The organism is Candidatus Kinetoplastibacterium desouzaii TCC079E (genome assembly GCF_000340795.1).
Lineage (GTDB): Bacteria > Pseudomonadota > Gammaproteobacteria > Burkholderiales > Burkholderiaceae_B > Kinetoplastidibacterium > Kinetoplastidibacterium desouzai.
Map to the genome: position 1 here is coordinate 575,911 of NC_020294.1, position 19,969 is coordinate 595,879.

Annotated in this window: 17 protein-coding genes and 1 tRNA gene; 5 read left to right on the plus strand and 13 right to left on the minus strand. The window is 31.4% G+C overall.

Going from position 1 to position 19,969, the window contains the following annotated elements; all coding sequences use genetic code 11:
- Window positions 1-99 precede the first annotated feature (99 nt).
- From ilvC to yaaA, 4 genes are all read right to left on the minus strand, one after another.
- A complete protein-coding gene (ilvC, locus tag CDSE_RS02685) occupies window positions 100-1,116 on the minus strand; it encodes a ketol-acid reductoisomerase (RefSeq protein ID WP_015396471.1) in 1,017 nt (338 codons plus the stop codon).
- A gap of 72 nt (window positions 1,117-1,188) precedes the next feature.
- Window positions 1,189-1,680, minus strand: a complete 492-nt coding sequence (ilvN, locus tag CDSE_RS02690; protein WP_015396472.1) for an acetolactate synthase small subunit — start codon at window positions 1,678-1,680, stop codon at window positions 1,189-1,191.
- Between the two features lie 10 nt (window positions 1,681-1,690).
- Window positions 1,691-3,409, minus strand: coding sequence for a biosynthetic-type acetolactate synthase large subunit (gene ilvB / locus CDSE_RS02695; protein ID WP_015396473.1), 1,719 nt, complete (start codon window positions 3,407-3,409; stop codon window positions 1,691-1,693).
- A gap of 415 nt (window positions 3,410-3,824) precedes the next feature.
- Entirely contained in the window at window positions 3,825-4,601 is a 777-nt protein-coding gene (gene yaaA, locus CDSE_RS02700; protein WP_015396474.1) for a peroxide stress protein YaaA, read from the minus strand.
- 138 nt (window positions 4,602-4,739) lie between these two features.
- On the opposite strand from yaaA, the gene CDSE_RS02705 reads away from it, so the two are divergent.
- Window positions 4,740-4,830 (plus strand) — tRNA-Ser (locus tag CDSE_RS02705).
- Between the two features lie 17 nt (window positions 4,831-4,847).
- Here the strand turns inward: CDSE_RS02705 and serS are convergent.
- The 4 genes from serS to CDSE_RS02725 are packed head-to-tail and all read right to left on the minus strand — an operon-like array spanning window position 4,848 to window position 10,709.
- Complete coding sequence (gene serS, locus CDSE_RS02710; RefSeq protein WP_015396475.1) at window positions 4,848-6,188, minus strand: serine--tRNA ligase; 1,341 nt, start codon at window positions 6,186-6,188, stop codon at window positions 4,848-4,850.
- A 44-nt stretch (window positions 6,189-6,232) separates the two neighbouring features.
- A complete protein-coding gene (locus CDSE_RS02715; protein WP_235043904.1) occupies window positions 6,233-7,528 on the minus strand; it encodes a replication-associated recombination protein A in 1,296 nt (431 codons plus the stop codon).
- Between the two features lie 30 nt (window positions 7,529-7,558).
- Window positions 7,559-8,167, minus strand: coding sequence for a LolA family protein (locus CDSE_RS02720; protein WP_041186223.1), 609 nt, complete (start codon window positions 8,165-8,167; stop codon window positions 7,559-7,561).
- Complete coding sequence (locus CDSE_RS02725; RefSeq protein WP_015396478.1) at window positions 8,160-10,709, minus strand: DNA translocase FtsK; 2,550 nt, start codon at window positions 10,707-10,709, stop codon at window positions 8,160-8,162. The genes CDSE_RS02720 and CDSE_RS02725 overlap by 8 nt, the downstream gene beginning before the upstream one ends.
- A gap of 45 nt (window positions 10,710-10,754) precedes the next feature.
- Here CDSE_RS02725 and trxB point away from each other — a divergent pair, with 45 nt between their 5' ends.
- From trxB to CDSE_RS02740, 3 genes are read left to right on the plus strand one after another with little or no spacing between them, the layout of a single operon-like run.
- Entirely contained in the window at window positions 10,755-11,711 is a 957-nt protein-coding gene (gene trxB / locus CDSE_RS02730) for a thioredoxin-disulfide reductase (protein WP_015396479.1), read from the plus strand.
- Window positions 11,704-12,231, plus strand: coding sequence for a Smr/MutS family protein (locus CDSE_RS02735; RefSeq protein WP_015396480.1), 528 nt, complete (start codon window positions 11,704-11,706; stop codon window positions 12,229-12,231). Before trxB ends, CDSE_RS02735 begins: the two co-directional genes overlap by 8 nt.
- Window positions 12,232-12,561 (plus strand): DMT family transporter, encoded by a 330-nt coding sequence (locus CDSE_RS02740; RefSeq protein ID WP_015396481.1) that lies wholly within the window; start codon window positions 12,232-12,234, stop codon window positions 12,559-12,561. It begins immediately after the preceding gene.
- A 57-nt stretch (window positions 12,562-12,618) separates the two neighbouring features.
- Here CDSE_RS02740 and CDSE_RS02745 read toward each other — a convergent pair whose 3' ends face one another.
- A complete protein-coding gene (locus tag CDSE_RS02745) occupies window positions 12,619-14,055 on the minus strand; it encodes a basic amino acid/polyamine antiporter (RefSeq protein WP_015396482.1) in 1,437 nt (478 codons plus the stop codon).
- A 330-nt stretch (window positions 14,056-14,385) separates the two neighbouring features.
- On the opposite strand from CDSE_RS02745, the gene CDSE_RS02750 reads away from it, so the two are divergent.
- The gene (locus CDSE_RS02750; protein ID WP_015396483.1) at window positions 14,386-14,817 is read left to right on the plus strand and encodes a DUF1841 family protein; all 432 of its coding nucleotides are present in this window, start codon (window positions 14,386-14,388) and stop codon (window positions 14,815-14,817) included.
- An 11-nt stretch (window positions 14,818-14,828) separates the two neighbouring features.
- On the opposite strand, the gene dnaJ is transcribed toward CDSE_RS02750, so the two are convergent.
- The 4 genes from dnaJ to hemH form a co-directional block, all read right to left on the minus strand.
- Window positions 14,829-15,959 (minus strand): molecular chaperone DnaJ, encoded by a 1,131-nt coding sequence (dnaJ, locus tag CDSE_RS02755; protein ID WP_015396484.1) that lies wholly within the window; start codon window positions 15,957-15,959, stop codon window positions 14,829-14,831.
- Window positions 15,960-16,034: 75 nt separating this feature from the next.
- A complete protein-coding gene (gene dnaK / locus CDSE_RS02760; protein WP_015396485.1) occupies window positions 16,035-17,954 on the minus strand; it encodes a molecular chaperone DnaK in 1,920 nt (639 codons plus the stop codon).
- 112 nt (window positions 17,955-18,066) lie between these two features.
- Window positions 18,067-18,645 carry a nucleotide exchange factor GrpE gene (grpE, locus tag CDSE_RS02765; RefSeq protein ID WP_015396486.1) on the minus strand — a complete coding sequence of 193 codons (579 nt, stop codon included), beginning with the start codon at window positions 18,643-18,645 and terminating at the stop codon, window positions 18,067-18,069.
- Window positions 18,646-18,691: 46 nt separating this feature from the next.
- Window positions 18,692-19,753, minus strand: coding sequence for a ferrochelatase (hemH, locus tag CDSE_RS02770; protein ID WP_015396487.1), 1,062 nt, complete (start codon window positions 19,751-19,753; stop codon window positions 18,692-18,694).
- Window positions 19,754-19,969: the final 216 nt, after the last annotated feature.

A 19,969-nucleotide genomic window follows, 5' to 3' on the forward strand; every position in this document is an offset into this window, starting at 1 on the left:
ATACAGCTCAATATTAAAAGATTGTTCTCAAACAAAAAAACGGTATACGTTTTTAGAAAGTATACCGTTTAATAATGCCTAACTAACAATTAATTAATACTAATTCTTAGTTTTATCTACTAACTTATTAGCTGTAATCCAAGGCATCATAGATCTCAATTCACCACCAACTTTTTCAATTAATGATTCAGAATTAATTCTACGACGGGAAGTTAGTGTAGGTGCACCAGCAACATGCTCCAAAATAAAATTCTTTGCATATTCACCTGTTTGAATATCAGTCAAACATTGACGCATAGCCTTACGAGTTTCTTCTGTAACTACTCTAGGTCCAGTGACATACTCACCAAATTCAGCATTATTAGAAATAGAATAATTCATGTTGGCTATACCACCTTCATAAATAAGATCTACTATCAATTTTAATTCATGCAAACATTCAAAATAAGCCATTTCAGGAGCATAACCAGCTTCAACTAATGTATCAAATCCTGCTTTTATTAATTCAACTGTACCACCACATAACACTGCTTGCTCTCCAAACAAATCAGTCTCTGTTTCTTCTCGGAAAGTTGTTTCTATAATTCCAGCACGACCACCGCCGTTAGCACAAGCATAAGATAAAGCAATATCACGAGCAACGCCAGACTTGTTTTGATAAACAGCAACTAAATGAGGAACACCTCCACCATTTCTATAAGTACCTCTAACTGTATGACCAGGAGCTTTAGGAGCTACCATGATAACATCAATATCTTCACGTGGAACAACTTGTCCATAATGAACATTAAAACCATGTGCAAAGGCTAATACAGCACCACTTTTAATATTACTGTGAACGTCTTTGTTATAAGATGCTGCAATATTTTCATCAGGCAACAACATCATAACAACATCAGCAATCTTAACTGCCTCAGAAACTTCTTTAACTTGCAAACCAGCATTTACAGCCTTATTCCAAGAAGCACCATTCTTTCTTAATCCCACTACAACCTTAACACCTGACTCATGTAAATTCAATGCATGAGCATGACCCTGTGATCCATACCCTATTATTGCAACAGTCTTACCTTTAATTAAAGATAAATCACAATCCTTGTCATAAAAAACTTTCATTCAAAACTCCATTAAATTAAATAAAAATTAGAAGACTACAAAGGCAAAAAACATAAAACAATATAACAATAATTAAACTTTTAATATTCTTTCGCCTCTACCTATACCAGAAACACCAGTACGTACAGTTTCTAAAATGGAACTACGGTCCAACCCATCTATAAAGGCTTGTATTTTACATTGAGTCCCAGTTAATTCAATTGTATACGATTTATAGGTAACATCAATAATATGACCACGAAAAATATCTGCCATACGTTTTATTTCTTCACGTTCCTTACCTGTAGCTCTAACTTTAATCAACAAAAGCTCTCTTTCAATATGAGCCCCATCATCAAAATTTACTAATTTTACAACATCTATTAATCTATTTAAGTGTTTCGTTATCTGCTCTACAATATCATCAGAGCCAATAGTAACTACAGTAAGTCTAGACAAAGTAGGATCTTCTGTAGGAGCTACTGTCAATGACTCAATATTATATCCACGAGCAGAAAATAGTCCAACCACTCTGGAAAGAGCACCTGGCTCATTTTCCATCAAGACAGAAATCACATGTTTCATAGCGATGATCCTATAAGTCCTCAGAACCAAGTAACATTTCAGTTAAACCACGACCAGCTTTTACCATTGGCCAAACATTCTCAGTACGATCAGTAATAAAATCCATAAATACCAAACGATTTTTATGTTTAGAAAAAGCTTCTTTAAGAGCTGGTTCCACATCAGATGGTTTTTCTATACGAATACCAACATGGCCATAAGACTCAGACAATTTAACAAAATCTGGCAAAGATTCCATATAAGATTGAGAATACCTTGATCCATAATCAATTTGCTGCCATTGACGAACCATACCAAGAAAACGATTATTCAAACAAATGATTTTTGGTGTTAAATTATATTGAAAACAAGTCGATAATTCTTGAATATTCATCTGAATTGATGCTTCTCCTGTAACAACAGCAATATCTGCTTTAGGGTTAGCTTTTTGAACACCCATGGCATATGGCAAACCAACACCCATAGTTCCAAGACCCCCAGAATTAATCCATCTTCTTGGCTCACTAAAACCATAGTATTGTGCTGTCCACATTTGATGCTGCCCAACATCTGAAGTTATAAAAGCATTACCATTAGTTATCTTCCACAAAGACTCTATAACATATTGTGGTTTTATGACCTCTTCAGAATTCAGATATCTTTTACAATTTTTTTCTTTCCAAATACCAATTTGATCCCACCATTTTTTCAATGAAGCTTGTTTCACACCACTTAACTTCAACTGTTCTATATTGTCCATTAAATCAACTAAAGAATCATTAACATCACCAACAATAGGAACATCAACTCTTACACGTTTAGAAATTGAGGAAGGATCTATATCTATATGAATTATCTTTCTAGCATTCTGAGAAAAATGCTTTATATTACCTATAACCCTATCATCAAAACGGGTGCCAATAGCTAACATTACATCACAGTGATGCATAGCAAAATTAGCTTCATATGTCCCATGCATTCCTGGCATACCAAGATACTGTTGATCATCAAAAGCGACAGAACCCAATCCCATCAGTGTATTTACACAAGGAGCACCTATAGATCGCAAAAGATCCCTAAGTTTATCTGAAGAATTAGATAAAACTATCCCCCCTCCAGTATAAATTATAGGACGCTCAGCAGCTAACAACATCTGAGCTGCTTTTTTTATTTGACCTTGATGACCCTTAACAACAGGGGAGTAAGATCTCATTACAACTTCGCTTTTAGCTGGAGAATACTTGTGCTTAGCAGCAGAAACATTTTTAGGAATATCAATCAATACTGGACCAGGACGACCTGTTTGAGCTATATAAAAAGCTTTTCTTACTGTTTCAGCTAAATTTTTTACATCTCGAACTAAAAAGTTATGTTTCACACAAGGACGCGTTATTCCAATGGTATCACATTCTTGAAATGCATCCTCGCCAATTGCCTCAGTGGAAACTTGTCCACTTATTATGACCATTGGAATAGAATCCATATAAGCAGTTGCTATACCAGTAACAGCATTTGTAGCACCTGGCCCACTAGTTACTATACAAACACCAATTTTCTTTGAGGATCTAGAATATGCATCAGCAGCATGAACAGCTGCCTGTTCATGTCTAACAAGGATATGTTCAAATTTATCTTGTTTAAAAATTGCATCATATATATATAAAACAGCACCACCTGGGTAACCAAAAACATGTTCCACTCCTTGTTCAGCTAAACAATGAACAAGTATATCTGCACCATTCATTTCCATTATTTTTTTCCTTTCAATTCAAGCCCTTTTTCTCATGATCGCAATAAATTTAAATATAGCAGAATCAGAATAGTTTTAACTCAAAATGATAATGCTTTTAAACTCAAAGAGTTAATCCACAATATCACTATGAAAAACAAAATCCTCTTTCACCATGAGCACAGAACAAACGCCAAAAAGACGAATAAGATCGAAACGAAAGCCTTGGCAACTCACACTTTTGGTGTGGCCAAAAGCAACCATTATATTACCTCATGTAGATGATACAATTGTAGTCATAAAATCTAAAAATTAACATGTTCAATTAAGATAAAAAGCATGCTATGAGAAATTTCACTCTTTACTACGTTTATCATGCCTTTCATTATAAACTACTTATTAAAAATAAGTATTATAAATTTAAAAAAAACAATAACTAATTTGTCTTTTTACTAAAATTCCTGAAAACTAAATTATTATCCGTTGATACCGAGTCATCAAAAATATAGCCATCTAAATTAAATTTCTTTAACATATCTATATTGTCTATTTTGTTTTGTATAACATATCTAGACATAAAACCACGAGCTCGTTTAGCATTAACTCCAATAATTTTCCATTTCTCTTTGACCAAATTCTCAAAAGCACAATGTATAACATTAAATTGCAATAACTTACTATCTATAACCTTAAAATACTCATTTGAAGCTAGGTTTACTATCGAACAAAAAGTATTTTCCTTTTTATAAGAGTTTAAATAATTAACAATATCATTACGCCAGAAATCATATAAATTTCTGTCAGAGTTAACTTCAATTCCAACGCCCATTTCCAATCTATAAGGACTTATCAAATCTAAAGGTCTTAATATGCCATATAAACCACTTAGGATAAAAAAATGTTTTTGTGCCCATTCCAAATCTTCAAGCTCTAATGAGTCAACATCTAAACAATTATAAACACTGCCATTAAACGAGAAAAAAGCTTCTGTTAAATAATTATTGTTTTTAATATCCCAATCTCTATAACGAACATAATTTAACTCTGCTAAATTATTGCTTATCTTCATAAGATGAGATATCTCTCTTATACTTTTTTTCTGCATTTCTTTTATTAAAACCAATGATTTATCTAAGAAGAAAGGCATGGTTGAGTTAACATTTATCTGTTTTTTTGAAACAATTTTTTTTGATGGGGATAATAAAAACAACATATTGTGTAAATTCCATAACTTATAAAACAGTTATAAAAAACTATAAAATTATATTTTATAGATATCAAACATAACAATTAGGTGTATTATATAATTTAAGATATAAGTTTATTATTTAACCTAAAATACTCATCTTACGGAGAGATGACAGAGAGGCCTAATGTACCTGACTCGAAATCAGGAGTACGATTTTGTTGTACCGTGGGTTCGAATCCCACTCTCTCCGCCAAAAATATAACAATATTACTATGGTGTTAGTATACTTTCACCACCCATATAGGCACGCAAAACAACTGGCACAGTAATGCTTCCATCAGAATTCTGATAATTCTCCAAAACAGCAACTAGAGATCTTCCAACAGCCAAACCAGAACCATTAATTGTATGCAAATATTCTACAGAACCATTAGAATTACGAAAACGAGCCTTCATCCTTCTAGCTTGAAAAGACTCACAATTGGATACTGATGATATTTCTCGCCAATTCTGTTGAGATGGCAACCAAACTTCTAAATCATAAGTTTTCGCTGCACAAAAACCCATATCTCCAGAGGATAATAAAACAACTCTATAAGGCAACTCCAATAATTGCAAAACCCTTTCAGCGTGAGATAAAACATCCTCAAGAACATCATAAGAACGCTTAGGTTCCACTATTTGAACCAATTCAACTTTATCAAACTGATGCTGTCTTATAATACCTTTAATATCTCTACCTCCACTACCAGCCTCAGATCTAAAACATGGAGTATGAGCTGTTAACTTAATTGGCAATTCCTCTAATGACACTATACTATCTGAAACACTTCCAATTAAAGTAATTTCTGATGTAGAAATCAAATACTGATCCTCATAATCATCTCCAACAATGGAAGAATCTTGATTACAATGATTAGTATATTTTCTTACAGAAAACATATCTTCCTTAAATTTTGGCAATTGTCCAGTTCCAATTAAAGTAGAACTATTTACTATATAAGGAGTATAACACTCAGTGTAACCATGTTGAGTTACATGTAAATCCAACATAAATTGAGATAAAGCTCTATGTAATCTAGCTACCTTCCCTCTCATAAATGAAAATCTAGAACCTGACATCTTAACACCAGTAGTAAGATCTAGGCCCAATCTTTCCCCCAAAGAAATATGATCTTTATAATCAAAATCCTTTTTAGTAAATTTATTTTCAGGAAAAACATTCTCTGGGTACCAACGCCTAATTTCTATATTTTCCTTATCAGTAAGACCCAAAGGAACAGTAGAATGAGGTAAATTTGGCAAAGACAATAAAATATCATTTATCAGAATTTGATAATTAGAGAGTTCCTTTTCTAGATCTTTGAGTTGACCAGGAATAGACTGAGACTCCAAAATCAATTCATCTGCATCTAAATTTTGCGATTTCAAAAAACCTATTTGCTTAGCTAAAACATTACGTCTAGCTTGTAAAGACTCTGTTTCTTGTTGAATTTTTTTTCGATTGAACTCAACTCTTTCAAATTCATTTACATTAAAATCAAAACCACGAGAAAGTAAACTTTTTGCTACTTTTTGTGGATCACTACGTAAAAAACCAATATCTAACATTGCTTTAATAATAAATAAGTTATAAGTGAATAAATAAATAAAAATTAACTTTTATTTTTTTCCTGTTTATCTAAATTTTTCAAAAAAACCAGCTTTTGTTTTATTTTTGCCTCCAGCCCAAATTCAGTAGGTTTATAAAAAACAGCATCTAATCCATCTGGAAAATATTGTTCTAAAGGAACATACCCCAATGGTTCATTGTGAACATATCTATAATCACGCCCATACCCTAATTTTTTTTCAAACATTGTCGATGCGTTACGTAAGTGTAATGGAACTGGATTACTACCATGTTTTTTCACATATTGCATTGATGACTTATAAGCATTATAAACAGAATTTGACTTTGCCGCACAAGACATATAAACAATAGCATTAGCCAATGCCAACTCACCCTCAGGAGAGCCCAAACGTTCGTATGTATCTGCACAACTCATACTCAAAGCAATAGCACGAGGATCTGCTAATCCTATATCCTCTGTAGCAAATCTTAATAATCTTCTTATTAAATAAGATGGATCGACACCACCATCAATCATTCGTTGAAACCAATATAAAGCAGCATCTGGATTTGAACCTCTCATAGATTTATGTAAAGCACTCATTTGATCATAAAAAGCATCACCTCGCTTATCAAAAACATTTAAGTCTTTTGAAAAATTATTTACAAACCAATTATGATCAATCTCATATACATTAGAAGCAAGAGCATGTTCAAATAAAATATCTAAATAATTGATTAACTTTCTACCATCCCCATCAGAAAAACTTATTAAATTAACACAGACATCTTGGCTTAAATTAATACTCTTTGGCGATAAATCTTTATTCAGGAAATCTAACGCCCTCAGTAATATTTTTTGCAAATCATCAAAATTCAGTGGTTTCATAACATATACTTTAAGCCTTGAAAGCAACGCTGAATTAATTTCAAAAGCAGGATTTTCCGTGGTAGCTCCTACAAAATAAAACAATCCTTCCTCTATATATGGTAAAAAAACATCTTGTTGAGACTTATTAAAACGATGAACTTCATCAACAAATAATACTGTATCTATTCCTTTATTTTTTGATTTTTCAGCATTATAAATAATATCTCTTATCTCTTTTATTCCACTTAACACAGCCGACATAGATACAAATTCAAAACTAGATGAGTCAGATAACAGACGAGCTAATGTGGTTTTTCCAACTCCTGGAGGTCCCCATAAAATCATTGAATGCATTTTATTCTTTTCTATAGCAAGTCTTAAAGGCCTTCCATCGCTAAGCAAATGGTCCTGTCCAACAAAATCCTTTATTTCTTTAGGCCGCAAAAGCTCTGCAAGTGGAACACTCATATTATTCACCATATAAAATATAAAAACACTCTACATGTTTATAATTTCTACATCATCAGGAAGAATTAACTCAAAAAAACTATCTGATAACAAACCATCAAACTCAACATTTAAAAAATCTATTGAAATAACTCTATCAAAAACATCTACCATTGAAATTCTATGAATAAAAGTATCTAAGAGAACTAAATTAATCTCTCTAAAACCCATATCAAAATTTAAAAAATCAGCCGACACTAAGACGCAATTATCCCGTTCTTCATATTTGTTAACTTTCAATATCTTATTTAAATTATGATCAAGAAAAATAAAAGAAAAATAACAACCATCAATTCTTTTGATTATTAATTGATTCAAAGAAATATCGTATTGATTAATACATTCGCCATCATAAACTACAATCTGATCATTTCCAGAAAATAACTCTAGCCTAATCTTATTAGGCCTTTTAATATAAAATTTACCTTTTTGAATAAACTCACTATTATCATTATATTGAGTAGTTTGTATAAAATCACCATGTATACATTTATGATTCTTATATAAATCTATAACTAAAGAATTATTATCTATAGACAAAACATGAAAACTAAAAAAATAGAAAAATATAACTAACCATAAATTTATCTTCTTAAACATCGTCGTTATTCAAAGCAATAAGTATTTCACGATTTCCATTAGAAGACATTTTTGAAACCATACCTTCTTTTTCCATTTGCTCTAACAATCTTGCTGCTCGATTATAACCAATTCTCAAGTGACGCTGGACTAAAGAAATAGAAGCCCTCTTATGTTTTATAACAATTTCACATGCTTTATCATACATTGGATCATCATCATGAGTCTCAATCCCTGTTATGCTATTTATATTTTCAGAACTATCTGAAGATTCACTATCCAATATACCTTCAATATAATTTGCTTCACCTTGTGATTTAAAATGGTCAACAACCCTATGTACCTCATCATCACTAACAAAAGCACCATGTACCCTGACAGGAAAACCAACTCCTGGAGGTAAATATAACATATCACCTTGACCTAATAAATTCTCCGCACCAGATTGATCCAGTATAGTACGAGAATCTATTTTTGATGATACCTGAAAAGCAATTCTTGTCGGAATATTTGCTTTAATTAAACCAGTAATAACATCAACACTTGGACGTTGTGTCGCCAATATCAAATGAATGCCAGCAGCTCTAGCTTTTTGTGCTAAACGAGCTATTAATTCTTCTATCTTTTTTCCAACCACCATCATTAAATCAGCCAATTCATCAATAACCACAACGATTGCTGGCATTCTCTGTAGAAACTCAGGATTATCATCACTAATTGAAAATGGATTTTTAATCATATTATGAGATATAGATGCTTCTATTATTTTTTCATTATAACCTGCCAAGTTACGTACACCCAATTTGCTCATAATCTTATATCTCCTTTCCATTTCACCTACACACCACCTAAGTGCGTTAGAAGCTTTTTTCATATCAGTAACCACATTAGTTAATAAATGTGGTATTCCTTCGTAAATGCTCATCTCAAGCATCTTAGGATCTATTAAAATTAGCCTTATTTGAGAAGGATCAGACTTATATAACAGTGATATAATCATTGCATTAATTCCAACAGATTTACCAGATCCAGTAGTTCCAGCCACCAACAAATGAGGCATCTTAGCTAAATCTGCAATAATTGGATTGCCTGCAATATCTTTACCCAAAGCCATAGTTAGCACAGAACTGCTATTAAGATAAACTTCAGAATTTAAAATCTCAGACAAGTTAACAGATTGACGTTTTTTATTTGGCAGTTCCAAGCCCATAAGATTTTTACCAGGAATTGTCTCTACAACTCGAATACTCGCAACACTAAGGGCACGAGCTAGATCTCTAGCCAAGTTAACAATTTGACTGCCCTTTACACCAATGTCAGGTTCTATTTCATATCTTGTTACAACTGGGCCAGATTCAGCCAAAACAACCTTTACGACAACACCAAAATCAGAAAGTTTTCTTTCTATTAATCTAGATGTTGACTCTATTATTTCTGGAGTCACATAAAATTGATTTTCTTTTGGAGGGTCAAGCAAAGACAAATCTGGATTAATAGTAGTAATTTGATTATCATGTGCTATTGATTCTTTATTATTCTTATCATAGAAACCAATATTATCTTCTTTATTGTCTATTATCTCATCATTAAGATCTGAGTCATTGTCATTAAGATCTGAGTCATTGTCAGAATTTAAATAAAAATTCTCACTGCTAGAATATGAATTATTATCAACATCATTATTACGATTAGAAATATTCATTAATTTTTTTTTATCGAAAGAAGAATCTTTCTTGATAAAAGAAGTCCTATTTGAAGTGTTATCTTTTTTATCTAAAACCTTGCTCTTTATGAAACCATTAATCAAATTTTTAATAACCCTAACAACAAAATTAATCACACTAAAAACCAAACGTCTAATGTAATTACAAAAATTTAACATACAACTAAATAATCTATTCAGCAATGAACCAAAATACTCAAAAAAAGATAGCCAAGAAAAAGAAAAGAATAAACCAACGCCTATAAAAAGCATTGCCAAAAAAATCAGATTAGTAACAATATACCCAAGATAGAAATATAAAAAATCTACCATCATACTGCCAATCAAACAATTTAATGAACAGATGTTAGAAAACCTTATAGGGAGATATTGATAGAAAAAACCTATGTATAATGACTCTATACCTGATGATCCTAACAACACAAAAATAAAACCAATAATTCTTTCTAAATAAATAGAATTCCATATAGAAATATTTTTACTATCATAATTATTTAATCTAGAATCTAAATATCTATAAAAAACAAACACCCAAGAAAACATTAAAAAAATGAACCACCAAGATGAAAATCCTAGAAAAGTTATAAAAAAATCAGATATGTAAAAACCTAACACTCCACCTTTGTTTTGCAATTTAGCATCCAATGAATACCCTTGAAAGTTTAGTCTATCATCAAAATTCCAAGTAACTAAACTTACTGTTACCCATATAGAAATAAGAATAAATAAAATAAAAATAGCTTCACAAGATATAGTAGAAAGCTTTATTGATTGAAAAATATTTTTCAGTTTGTTTCTGAACTTTAAGATATTTTGAAAAATTTTATATTGTTGAGACATACAGAAAATGATAATTTAGTTATTTTAACTTATATAGGTAAAACAATGTCTAAAACTAAACATGTTAAAGTTTTAATAATAGGTTCCGGACCAGCAGGATATACAGCGGCAATATATGCTGCTAGAGCAAATCTTAATCCTTTAATTATTACAGGATTAGATAAAGGCGGTCAATTAATGAATACTCTAGAAGTAGAAAACTGGCCAACAATGTCAAACGGAATTGATGGTCCTAGTCTTATGGATCTATTCTTAAAGCACGCCATTAAGTTTAATGTTAAAGTAATTTCTGACATTATGATAGATGTAGATTTTTCAAAAAGACCTTTTATTGTAAAAACAGAAAGTGGAATTGATTATATTTGCCAAACAGTAATTATAGCAACTGGAGCAACAGCAAAGAAACTAAATATTCCATCTGAGGAAAAATATTCAGGAATTGGCGTGTCATATTGTGCAACATGCGACGGTCCATTTTATAAAAATAAAAATGTATTAATCATTGGCGGAGGAAATACAGCTGTAGAAGATGCTTTATATTTATCTGGATTATGCAAAAAAGTAACACTTATACATCGTCATGATAAATTTAAAGCAGAACCAATTTTAATGGATAAACTTACAAAAAAAATAAACTTGGGATTAATAGAATTAAAAACTTTTTACAAATTAGAGGAAATATTAGGAGATGATGAAAGCATTACATCAGCAAAAATAATAAATATAAAATCAAAAACAAAAGAAATAATAAATATCGAAGGAGTATTCATAGCCATAGGACACGACCCAAACACATCAATTTTTAAAAACAAACTTGCCATGTCTGATGGTTACATCTTAACCAACAAAGTAAATGAGAATTACCAAACAATGACATCAATACCAGGAATATTTGCCGCAGGAGATGTTCAAGATAAAATATACAAACAGGCAATTACAAGCGCTGGAACAGGATGCATGGCTGCATTAGATGCTCAAAGATGGCTAGAAAACAATGAATAAGTTCATTTTTACAAAATTTGAGGATTTTAAAAATAGTTACCACAATAAAAAAAAAGACATTAAAACCACAAGAAATAAAAACTGTAAACAACAAATAAAAAATAATAATTATGATATAATAGAAAACTATATATCTGATGAATTGGACGTATCCACACTACTCTCTGAAGACGGTACGTCTTATATTAACAAAAATTCAGATCCAAACACTGCCAAAAATTTAAAAAACGGCAAATGGCAAGTAAAGGCAAAGCTAGATTTACATGGATTAAGAGTAGACAGCGCAAGAAAAGCATTAAATGACTTTATTCAAGAATGCTACCAACTTGATATGAGATGCGTAATCATAATACATGGGAAAGGTTACGGATCACCCAATGAAATTGGACCAATTCTAAAGAAAAAAGTAAGATCATGGTTAGTACAACTTAAGAATGTCCAAGCTTTTTCAGAACCTACTGAGAAAGATGGGGGCTCAGGGGCGGTAATAATCTTATTAAGACGAAAATTTAAACTATAAATGAAATTTATATATCTATCAATTGCAATCATTACTGAGCTATTAGCAACAATAGCATTAAAAAACTCAATTGGCTTTACTAAACTATGGCCTTCATTATTCACATGCACATTGTATGTCATTTCAACTTATTTCTTATCACTAACTCTACAAGATATACCTGTAGGAATAGCTTATGCAATATGGTGTGGAGTTGGTATAGTTCTAGTATCTATAATAGGATATTTCTACTTTGGACAAGAATTAGATACAGCAGCTATAATAGGAATATCTATGATAGTCCTGGGAGTAATAGTCATGAATGTATTCTCGAAAGTCAGCATGGACTAGATAATTACGTATCAATAACATCATAATTATCTAGTTCCACTTTTATACCTGGATTATTTATATAATAATATCTCCAGATAACAAACTTTGCACAGCTATAAAACAACCTATCATAGCAATTATGAATATGATTAACTCTGAAAATGAGAAAATACTATTGTTATCCTGCTCTCTTCTAGTCATTATAAAAAATACTGTTCCAGGACCATATAAAACAGCTGATAAAAGAAGATATTTAAGACCTCCAGCATATATTAACCAAGAGGCAAATATAGTAGCTAAGAAACCACAAAATAAATCAAAAATTCTTTGTTTCTTCTCTTTGGAGGAATATGACTCACCAGTACAAGCCAATTTCAGACCATATGCCGCTACCAATAAATAAGGTATTAAATTCATAGAACTAGTCAACTCTCTAGCTAAAGTAAAGGCCTCTTTAGCTAACACAGTAACAATAAGAAAGATTTGTATAGTAATATTAGTCATCCATAAGGCGCTAGCAGGGACCTTGTTCTTATTTTCAATACTTAGAAATTTAGGCATTGTTCCAGAAACAGCAGCTGTATATAAAACTTCTGCTGCTAATAAAGACCAAGAAAGGTAAGCACCTAGAACTGCAATCAAAAGACCTATCCCAATAAGAACAGCACCCCAGTCTCCAACAACTGCTTGTAAAACACCAGACATTGATGGATTTCTTAGCATAGCTAATTCAGAACGATCCATAATTCCATAAGAGAGAATTGTTATTAAAACCAACATCAATAAAACACCCAGGAAACCAAGTATTGTAGCTACACCAACATCTTTTCTATTTTTCGCATAACGAGAATAAACACTAGCTCCTTCTATTCCTAGAAACACAAAAACTGTTACTAACATTGTACCCCTAACTTGTTCAAATATACTGTTCCAACTAAATTCGCCACCACCCCAAAAATTATTTGCAAATATATCTGAATTAAATCCAAAAGCAACTAAAACAATAAAAATTAATATTGGGATCATTTTAGAAACAGTAACTATATTATTTATATAATCTGCTTCCTTAATACCACGAAGAATCAAAAAATGGAAAGCCCATAAAACAAGCGAAGACAATAATACAGCTAATAATGTAGTTCCATCTCCTAAAGACGGAAATATAGCTCCCATTGTAGAATTTATTATTATTAAATAAGTAACATTACCCAAACATGTTCCTGCCCAATATCCTAAAGCAGAAGAAAAACCTAAATAATTTCCAAATCCAGCTTGAGCATAAGCATGAACACCAGAATCAAGATTAGGTTTTCTACATGACAAACTCTGAAATACAAATGCTAACATTAACATTCCAAATCCAGATATAGACCAAGCAATTAAAGCTCCGAATGGTCCTGTGACTTGACCAAAATGCTGAGGTAAAGAAAATATACCAGCACCAACCATAGAGCCTACAACCATAGCGGTCAAAGTCATAACAGAAAGTTTCTGATTACCAGAATCACTCATATATACAGCTCCTCTTTTAAATTGTATTTATTATAAATTTTAAAAAAACATTTGTACATATTATGATGAAGATTCTATTAACATACGAGTAGAAAATCTAATTTTTTACTATAATAGATTTATTATGAATAAAAATGATACAATTGCAAAAATGTTTTGGTAATTACCACAATAGCTGTAAAATTCAAAATGACTTAACTATTTGTTTAAAATAAGCTATTTAATTAGACTTTAGTATACAATTTTGTTTTTTATCATAAACATTAATTTTAATATAAAAACTAATAAGTGCTGTGAAATTTTGTTATTATCAAACTAAAAAACAATTTTATGTTTAATCCATCACTAGAACAAGTAAGATTATTCTTTATTGAATCGTGGGAGAAATTTAATAATTCTAGCATCATCTCACCTCTAGAGAATTTAGCTGTCAAAACTATAATAAAACATCCTGAATATCATGAAATATTAAAGAACAAAGAATCAGCAAATATAAATTACAAATTTAAAAATTTTAATCATAACCCATTTCTTCATCTATCTATGCATTTAGCTGTAGCTGAACAAATTAATATAGACCAACCATACGGAATTAAATTGGTCTATATTAAACTAGCAAGCAGAACTAATGAACATCAAGCAATCCATGAAATAATAGAATGCCTAGAAACGGTACTATATGAAAGCCAAATAACAAAAACAGAAATAAACAATTCAAAATATATGGAACTTCTTAAAATAAAATCATCCAATCCAATATAATTGATTCCTTATTAATTAAAAGAACTAAAAAACTCTTTCAATCTGTCAGTCCAAGACTTACTTTTAGGGGAATGGCGATCTCCACTATCTTTTAAAGTTTTCTCAAAATCTCTAAGAAAATTTTTCTGAGGCTCAGTAAGATTCACTGGAGTTTCAACAGTTACATGACAATATAAATCACCATTATAACCTCCTCTCATACTACGCATTCCTTTACCTTTTAACCTAAATGTTTTACCTGATTGTGTTCCCTCAGGAATTACTATTTCAGCCTTGCCATTTAAAGTAGGAACCTGTATCGAACCACCTAAAGCCGCTGTTGTAAAAGGAATGGTTAATTCACAATGTAAGTTATCTGAATCCCTTTGAAAGATTTTGTGTTTCTTTATATGTACCTCTACATATAAATCACCAGACTGACCTCCATTCACACCTGGTTCTCCATTACCATTTAAACGAATTCTCATTCCGTCATCAATGCCAACCGGAATACTTACCTGTAAGGTTTTATTAACACTGACCTTCCCTACACCATTACATGTAGCACAAGGGTTAGGTATTTCTTCACCACTACCATGACAAACATGACATGTTTGTTGAATACTAAAAAAACCTTGTTGAATTCTCAAAGAACCTTTGCCATTGCAGGTAGAGCATTTTTTGGTACTTGATCCAGGTTTAGATTTGCTACCTTTGCATTCTTTACAAGTGTCCCAACCAGGAACATTAATATCAGTCGTAAAACCACTTGCCGCTTGCTCTAGTGTAATATCTAAATTATATTTCAGATCAGACCCGCGAAAACGACTTCTATCACCTCCACCACTAGCAGAGCCACCAAATATCTCACCAAAAATATCACCAAAAGCATCTGCAAAACCACTATTCATACCTTGAGATGAAGAAAAACCTTGCTGGCTTGACCAATCATGACCAAAACGATCATATGAAGATCTTTTCTGAGGATCCCCAAGAACCTCATAAGCCTCTTTTGCTTCTTTAAACTTATCTTCAGATTTCTTATCATCTGGATTTCTATCTGGATGATATTTCATAGCCAATTTACGATAAGCTTTTTTTATTTCATCATCAGAAGCATTTTTTTTTAAACCTAATACTTCATAAAAATCACGTTTTGCCATATTACTACTTTATTAAAAAATATCATTTAAAAACAGCGAACCCATAAATTAGAATGGGTTCGCTTAATAAAGATACTAATCCTTTTTAACTTCTTTGAACTCAGCATCAACAACATTATCATCAGATTGTTTTTCAGAAGAGTTATCATTACCAGATGAGTCATCAGTAGGCTTAGTATCAGCATAAATCTTTTCACCAAGCTTTTGAGAAGCAGCAGAAAGAGCTGTAACTTTAGCATCTATATCTAATTTATCAGTCCCCTTTAATGCCTCTTCCAGATCAACAATTGCTTTTTCAATATTTTCTTTATCAGCAACATCCAATTTACTACCATGCTCAGATAAAGATTTACGAGTAATATGAATCAAACTATCAGCTTGATTTCTAGATATAGCCAACTCTGCAATACGATGATCCTCTTCTGCATTAGCTTCTGCATCTTTAATCATATTCTGAATCTCTTGCTCCGATAACCCAGAATTAGCTTTTATAGTAATTTTCTTTTCTTTACCTGTGCCTTTATCTTTTGCTGAAACATGCAAAATACCATTGGCATCAATATCAAATGTAACCTCTATCTGAGGGATACCACGTGGAGCAGCAGGAATACCTTCTAAATTAAATTCTCCCAAAACTTTATTATGAACAGCTATTTCTCGTTCTCCTTGATACACCTTTATTGTAACAGATGGTTGATTATCATCTGCGGTAGAAAATACCTGAGAAAACCTAGTAGGAATAGTAGTATTCTTTTGAATCATCTTAGTCATAACACCACCAAGAGTTTCAATACCAAGAGAAAGTGGAGTTACATCTAAAAGCAGAACGTCTTTACGTTCACCTGATAGAACGGCTCCTTGTATAGCAGCACCAGCAGCTACAGCCTCATCTGGATTAATATCTTTTCTTGGGTCTTTACCAAAGAACTCCTTAACTTTTTCTTGTACTTTAGGCATACGAGTCATGCCACCCACTAAAATCACATCATCAATATCTGATGCTGATAAACCAGCATCTTTAATTGCAATCTTACATGGCTCAATAGTGCGCAATATCAAACTTTCTACCATGGACTCCAATTTAGATCTAGATATTTTTAGATTTAAATGTTTTGGCCCAGATGAATCAGCTGTAATATAAGGTAAATTTATTTCTGTTTGTTGCGACGAAGATAATTCTATTTTTGCTTTCTCTGCTGCCTCTTTTAAACGTTGCAAAGATAGAACATCTTTTGATAAATCAAGACCTTGTTCTTTTTTGAATTCTTGAATTATATATTCAATGATACATTGATCAAAGTCTTCTCCACCAAGAAAAGTATCTCCATTAGTAGATAAAACCTCAAATTGTTTTTCCCCATCTATCTCTGCAATTTCAATTATAGAAACATCAAATGTGCCTCCTCCAAGATCATATACAGCTATCTTCCTATCACCTTTCTCGGATTTATCAAGACCAAAAGCCAAAGCAGCTGCAGTTGGTTCATTTATAATTCTTTTAACTTCTAAACCTGCTATTCTACCAGCATCTTTAGTAGCCTGCCTCTGACTGTCATTAAAATAAGCTGGAACTGTGATCACAGCATCAGTAACCTCTTCTCCCAAATAGTCTTCTGCTGTCTTTTTCATTTTTCTTAAAATTTCTGCAGACACTTGTGGGGGAGCAATTCTTTTTCCACGCACCTCTATCCATGCATCATTATTCTCTGCTTTAACAATAGAATATGGCATAAGCTCTACATCTTTTTGTACAGCCTGTTCGTCAAATTTCCTACCAATCAAACGCTTGCTTGCATATATGGTATTTTTAGAATTTGTAACTGCCTGTCTTTTTGCAGGAGTTCCAACCAAAACCTCTCCGTCCTCCATATAAGCAACTATAGACGGAGTAGTACGAGCACCCTCTGAATTTTCTATTATTTTAACTTGAGCACCATCCATAATAGCAACACAGCTATTTGTAGTACCAAGATCAATACCAATAGTTTTTCCCATGGCGTCTTTACCTTAAAATAAATATCATTAATGTTATAAACCAATTGTTCCTGAAGACTATTTAGGGATAAAAAAATATTTTTCAAGGTCAATTTTATAAAAAAATATATTTCTAATTGTCATTGGTTTTGTTTGAAGAAGAAACAATAACTAATGCTGGACGCAAAACTCGCTCATAAATCACATAACCTTTTTGAAGTAATTCAGCAATAGTATTAGAAGGATAATCAGACTCTATAGAAGAAATTGCCTGATGCATAGATGGATCAAACTTATCTCCTAAATTAGGATTTATTTCTTTAAGCATGTTATTTTTAAAAACTGAATCGAATTGCTTTAGAGTCATAATAAGACCTTCTGTTAAATGTTCTACAGTCTGATTCTCTTGATTGAGAGCAGCCTCTAAACTATCCTTAACAGGAACAAGACTTTCAGCAAAAGATTCTATTCCAAATTTACGTACTTTAGATATTTCTTCTTGAGATCTTTTTCTTGTGTTCTCCATTTCAGCAGAAATTCTTAGAATCTTATCATTTTGATCTTTTACAATAGTTTCTAATTTTCCTATCTGTCCTAACAAGGAAGTGATTTTTTCTTCTAAAGAAATAGTTGTTTCAGACAATGGAGACTCATTATCAACCTCAGTTAATTCTATATCATTCTTATCTTCAATATTATTTTGTATATCCATATCAATACCTATATCAAAATTATTTGTTAAATATCAGACTATTTATTTAAATATCAGACCACTTATATATATGGGTTCTAATTATATTTTCTAGTCCATTCACCCATTCATCATCATCATTTAAAGATTCTATATAATGAAATTCTCTTCCACCTGATTTAAGAAATAAATCACGATAACCACTATCAACCTCATCCAAAGTCTCTAAACAATCAGAAATAAACCCAGGACAAACAACGTCCAATCTGCCTAAAGATTCTTTCCCAAATTCTTCTATTAAATCTGACGTGCAAGGCTCTAACCATTTAGCATAACCAAATTTACTTTGAAAGCCTAAATGTATATTCTTATTTTCAATATTTAATTTATCTGATAATAAATTAAATGTTTCTATACAATCTTGATAGTAAGGATCACCAAAATCGACAGAGTATTGTGGCAAACCATGAAAACTAACAATTAATTTATCAGGAAATCCTTTTAAATCCCAATGAGAGTGAATTTTATTAACTAATGAGTCTAGATATCCACTAAAAAGATTAAACCTCTTAACAAATCTAAACTCAGGAATATTTCTCATTTTGGATAAATAAGAAGTAGTATACTCAATAATACTTCCAGTAGTACTAGAAGAATATTGAGGAAACAAAGGAAGTATTAAAATTTTCTCACAAGATAGAGCTATAAAATTATCTAAAACTTCTTTTATAGAAGGACTTCCATATCTCATGCAACTTCTTACCATAACATTTATTTTATTTTTTAATAATGATTTTTCTAATTTAATAGCTTGTTTATTAGTATAAACAAATATAGGAGATCCTTCTTCCATCCATATTTTTTTATATAAGCTTATAAGTTTCTTAGGTCTACTTTTTAAAATAAATAAATTTAATATAGGCTTCCAAATAAACGAAGGTAATTCCACTACGCGCCTGTCTGATAGAAAATCAGATAGGTATTTTTTAATATCTAATAATTTTGTAGAAGAAGGAGTACCTAAATTTATTAGCAATACGCCTATAAAGTCACTCGATAAACTTATAGGAGTATCAGTAGCATTATTATCACTACTAATATCACTTATCTTTCTAGGATAGATTTCCATATGTATGACAAGTCTCCAGAAATTATTAGAAAACACCAAAATGTAAACATTACAACAATTAAATATAATATAAAACCAAATTAGATAAAGAGTAATAATATACTAATGCTTCTTTCAATGTATAAAAGTATATATCTAAATAATTTGTTACAATATAAACAAAAGCATAAAATGCGATTTTATAAAAAATGTATTTTGCTATAAATCTACTTACCA